The following is a 4,930-nucleotide window of genomic DNA, read 5'->3' as shown; positions in this document are numbered from 1 at the left end:
GATATATTGATTGCATAATCTAGGAGATCAGAAATATACATTTCTTTTTAACAGGAGTAATACATACATTATTATTCTCTATAAAATGGGAGCTCTTCAAAAAACTTTATTGAAGTTAGTTGAAGGGAAACCGACAATCTCCATAATTCAATGATGATATAAAATCATTGAATTATGGAAGTTGTCGGTTTTTTTTATGGGAAAAAACGATGCACTAAAAAGAGTGAATGAAAATTGAAATTTAAAAAAACATCTTAATTAAAAGGAATTTTATAGGTTATTTTCGCTTAGAAGGGAGTATTTAACATGTTAATTTCGCTGAGTTCATCAACACTGTTAACATTATTTTTTATGGCGCTTAGTGCTTCTTGGCTAAGTGGATTATTGTTTTTAAATGCAAGGATGCCTTTACGTTTTGTTCATATCCATATTGGTATCGCTGCTTTGCCTTCATTGATTTCTTTACTCGCACTTGTTAATAACAATGGAGATAGAGTTGTGGGGCCTTGGCATCTAGATACTTTAGCTTGGTTAATGGCTTTCTTTGTTCTTACAATTGGTTTAATCATTCAGCGTTTTTCTGTACGTTACTTAATGGGAGACCGCTCATATCGAAAATATTTTTTACTTTTTACATTTACTACAGGTGTATCTTCGGTTGCATGGTTAAGTGATGATCTTCGTTTCATGATCATTTGTTGGGGAGCAACGCTTATAGGATTGGTTCTACTCATAGGGCTAAATAAAGGGTGGAAAGTAGTTAGTGAAGCAACTAAAATCTCTGGCTATTTATTTACAATAAGTTGGATTGCGTTGTTATCAGCTATCATTTGGCTTTTTCAAATAACAGGACAGTGGCAATTAACATCAGTTTTAACGAATGAAAATGTAGCGCTACATGGAACATTGGAGAGAACAGGAATTAACTTATTAATTATATTAGCGGTGATGATTCCAGCAGCACAATGGCCTTTTCAAAGATGGTTAATTGAGTCTGCTGTTGCTCCAACTCCTGTTTCAGCTATTATGCATGCGGGTTTAGTAAATGCTGGCGGTATCATGTTAACTAGATTTTCACCTCTTTTTCATGATGATATTGCACAAATCATTTTACTTATTTTCTCTAGTATTTCTGTCTTAATCGGAACAGGAATTAGTTTAGTCCAAGTTGATTATAAACGTCAGCTAGTAGGTTCAACTATTGCACAAATGGGATTTATGCTTATTCAATGTGCATTAGGCGCTTATTTAGCGGCTATTATTCATTTAATTTTACATGGTTTGTTTAAAGCTACACTGTTTTTACAAGCTGGTTCTTCAGTGCAACGTTTTGGGATAGTGAATCAGTCTAATGAAAAGATGTCAAATTTATGGATTATAGTCGGGCGTGTTTTAGGCTTATTTATAGCAATTACTTTCTGGTTTATGACTTCTGGAGAGGGGTATCAACTAGTTAGTGCGTTAATCTTAGGCTGGTCACTATACTTTTCATGGAAACAGCTTGTTGTTTTTGGAGAGGGAAGAATGGGACGAATTGCTGGCGTAATTGTTTTGATTGGATTTTCTCTCATTTACTTTACCGTTCATAATTCTCTTTATAAATGGTTGCATACTGACATTTATCAAAGTGTTCAACCTTCAGCTCCAGCCGTTATCTTTGTTATATGTATTTTACTATTTAGTAGTGCTATTAGTACTTTCGTTACTCGTAATCAATCTTCTACTTTATTCGCTGTACTTTATCTTTGGTTAGTTCGAGTAGGTGAGGCGAGAAGAAAATCAGTAGAAAGTCACCCAAGCTATCTGAAACATTATGTATCAAAGGGAGGTAATTCGTGATGAGCATATCGTCAATATTAAAGAAAGATACAAACATTGATATACAAAAAAATAATATAAATGATTTAGTTGCATCTGCTAGCAGAGTTATTGCACCACTTTGGCCTATCTCTACGTTTGCAGCTCACCATCCTTGGATGGGACTTGAAAAGCAATCATTTGATCAAGTTGCAAATTGGTTAAAAGAAATTCGTAATGTGGATATGTATCCTAGTGCCTCCATGATTCATTCGGCAAAAGCGAAAGGTGAGATTGAGGAATCATTTTTACAAATGAGTTTGTCTCGTTGGCTTGATTCACAATCTTTTCATATTCCGCGAGAGAAAGCAGAGCGATTTTGTCAAGCAGCTTTAAAATTAGAAAGAGTACCTTCTAGTCTATTATCATCGCCAGAATTAAATAAACTGGCAGACGAAATGAGTTATATAAATACAGGGAGTATGAAAGCCTCTGTTATGCAGCCAATAAGTTCGCTTATAGAGAATCAAAATAGTGAAAACCTATCTGATATTCTTAATTATCATATCATTAAATGGTGTAAATTATATCTTGATGACTCCGGATCAAGTTGGACGATGCCAAATCGAGAGAAAGGTTTTTATCGTGCATGGCAACACCTTATTACATTTGATCCAGCGCTCAGTAAAAATGAGCGTAAAGTTTTAAAAGATTGGCCACAAGATGCCGAAGTAGCTTTAGCGAGAGCGTTATTTGAACTAGGAATTTCTGAATCTAACATACAAGCTTATTTTGAAGGGCACTTACTTTCTTTACCTGGGTGGGCAGGAATGATACGATGGCGCTCACAACAATCAATTCAGGAACAGGGGCTTTTAATAGAATATTTAGCAGTTCGAATTTCTATGGAGCTGGCTATTGCAAAACCTTATTTACCTTTAAAAAATCAAAAGGTTGAGAAAAAAGTTTCGATCGTCCCACTTATAGCTTCTTGGATCTATTGGGGGAATATTTCAACACGGGAATGGTCACAAATGTCTGCAGCTGAACAAAGCGAATTGTTAGCATTTGCATATCGTTTTGATGAAAATATTCGCAGGAAACTTTGGCTGGAAGCTTGGGAACAAACGCATGCAGAGCAATTAAGGGAGAAGATTGCTTCTAAACAGCGTGTAACTAATGATAAAAAGCATGTATTAGCTCAATTAGCATTTTGTATTGATGTACGTTCAGAACCGTTTCGTCGCCACTTAGAAAAACTAGGTCCGTTTGAAACGTTTGGAATAGCTGGTTTCTTTGGGTTACCAATTGCGACTAGTGAACTAGGTAGTAATGACAGCCATCCTTCTTTGCCAGTTATACTGAAACCGAAGCATCAAATAAAAGAGCTTACAGATGAAAATGAATTTAAATCTTATGAGCAACGTAAGAGGGTAGGCAGTTCGGTGCGTTATACATTTAAAACGATGAAACAGAACGTACTGACAAGTATGGCGCTACCTGAGTTAAGTGGTCCTTTACTTGGTCTACAGATGGTGACAAGAAGCTTTGTCCCAAGAGGAGTTGGTGGTTTCATTCGTAAACTTCGTAAAACTATGTTACAAAAACCTGATACAACATTCTCGCTTAATTATGTTCATGACACAAAAGGTGAGATACCTATCGGTTTTACGAAAGAAGAAAAAGTGAACTATGTGCGTCAAACTTTAAAAATGGTGGGACTGACAGAAAAATTTGCTCCTTTAGTTGTAATGTGTGGACATAGTAGTCAAAGTACGAACAATCCTTATGCGGCAGCACTTGAGTGTGGTGCTTGTGGAGGCGCAGCAGGGGGATTCAATGCAAGAGTTTTCGCTACTTTATGTAATCTTCCAGAAGTAAGAGAGGCGTTGTCTGCTGAAGGCATTAACATTCCTGAGGATACCATTTTTGCAGCAGCTGAACATAAAACAACAGTGGACGAATTGGAATGGATTTACGTCCCAGAACTTTCGAAAATTGCGCAAGAAGCGTTTGATTGTATCGAGACGATTATGCCAAATGTGAGCCAACATGCAAATAGAGAACGTTTAACGCAATTACCTAATTTTAAAACGAAAATAAAAAATCCGAGTAAAGAGGCGCATCGATTTGCAGAAGATTGGAGTGAAATACGTCCAGAATGGGGATTAGCGCGTAATGCATCTTTTATTATCGGAAAGCGTGAATTAACTCAAGATTGTGACTTAGAAGGTAGGGCTTTCCTTCATAATTATGATTGGAAACAGGATGAAAGTGGCGATATATTAGCTAACATTATTGCAGGACCAGGAACAGTTGCACAGTGGATAAATCTACAATATTACGCATCAACTGTAGCTCCTCATTATTATGGTAGTGGAAATAAAACAACCCAAACCGTAACGGCGGGTCTCGGTGTTATGCAAGGGAATGCTAGTGACCTGTTGCCAGGCTTACCTTGGCAATCGGTTATGCAGTCAGATAGTGAGACGTATCATTCACCACTTCGTTTACTAATTGTCATTCAAGCACCTATTGAATATATAGAACGTTTGTTAAATAATGATTTCACATTTCGAGAAAAAGTCCAAAATGGATGGGTTAGACTTGCAAGTGTTGATCCAGAGGGACGCTGGAAAAATTGGTAACAATTATTATTGTTACTAGCTTAAAAGTTTCATAAATACAATAATGAAGAAGGAGTGCTCCATATGAATTCAAAGAATAAAAAAGTTTTATTATTAACAGACATTGAACACGGAATAGAGCCTAGTATCCAACAAGTAACTAACATTCAACAAGAAAACATGTTGACTATACACAGCTATGATTCTGTAATTGTACATCCTTATGGAGATATAATGAGATCTATTATTATTGCTATTTATCAAGAAAATGTTAAAGAAATTTTTGTTGTCGGAATAGAGGATAAAGAAACTTCTTCAGTTAATCTACAAACTCAACGTGATTTCATAAAAGATAATATAGAATTAGACTATCTCTTTAAAAATTGCATGCCTGAATTTTCAAGTGGTAGCCTTAATCAATGGCTGAGTGGACAAAAAAATGTTAGTGAAAATATTGAAAAGAGTATAGATATGATCCGTCATCATCCATTAGTACCTTCTGATAT

The 4,930-nt window shown here is 35.8% G+C and carries 3 protein-coding genes; all 3 read left to right on the top strand.

Annotated features, from left to right (window positions below; genetic code table 11):
* The first annotated feature begins 306 nt into the window (after window positions 1-306).
* Window positions 307-1,839, top strand: coding sequence for an NADH dehydrogenase subunit 5 (locus tag ABWK52_RS23030; RefSeq protein WP_098542025.1), 1,533 nt, complete (start codon window positions 307-309; stop codon window positions 1,837-1,839).
* On the top strand, window positions 1,839-4,445 hold the full coding sequence (locus tag ABWK52_RS23025; RefSeq protein ID WP_098542023.1) for a DUF2309 domain-containing protein: 2,607 nt from the start codon (window positions 1,839-1,841) through the stop codon (window positions 4,443-4,445). Before ABWK52_RS23030 ends, ABWK52_RS23025 begins: the two co-directional genes overlap by 1 nt.
* 63 nt (window positions 4,446-4,508) lie before the next feature.
* Window positions 4,509-4,930 (top strand): carbonic anhydrase (locus tag ABWK52_RS23020; RefSeq protein ID WP_353772159.1); only part of this gene is annotated, 422 nt, incomplete at its 3' end.

Source organism: Bacillus sp. AP50 (assembly GCF_040492675.1).
GTDB lineage: Bacteria > Bacillota > Bacilli > Bacillales > Bacillaceae_G > Bacillus_A > Bacillus_A cereus.
The sequence above is the reverse complement of the archived record's forward strand: the minus strand, read 5'-3'. Positions and strand labels throughout refer to the sequence as shown.

Bases quoted from the DNA above. Each gene is read 5' to 3' on its own strand.
- ABWK52_RS23030 (WP_098542025.1), top strand. From the start codon at position 307: ATGTTAATTTCGCTGAGTTCATCAACACTGTTAACATTATTTTTTATG.
- ABWK52_RS23025 (WP_098542023.1), top strand. From the start codon at position 1,839: ATGAGCATATCGTCAATATTAAAGAAAGATACAAACATTGATATACAA.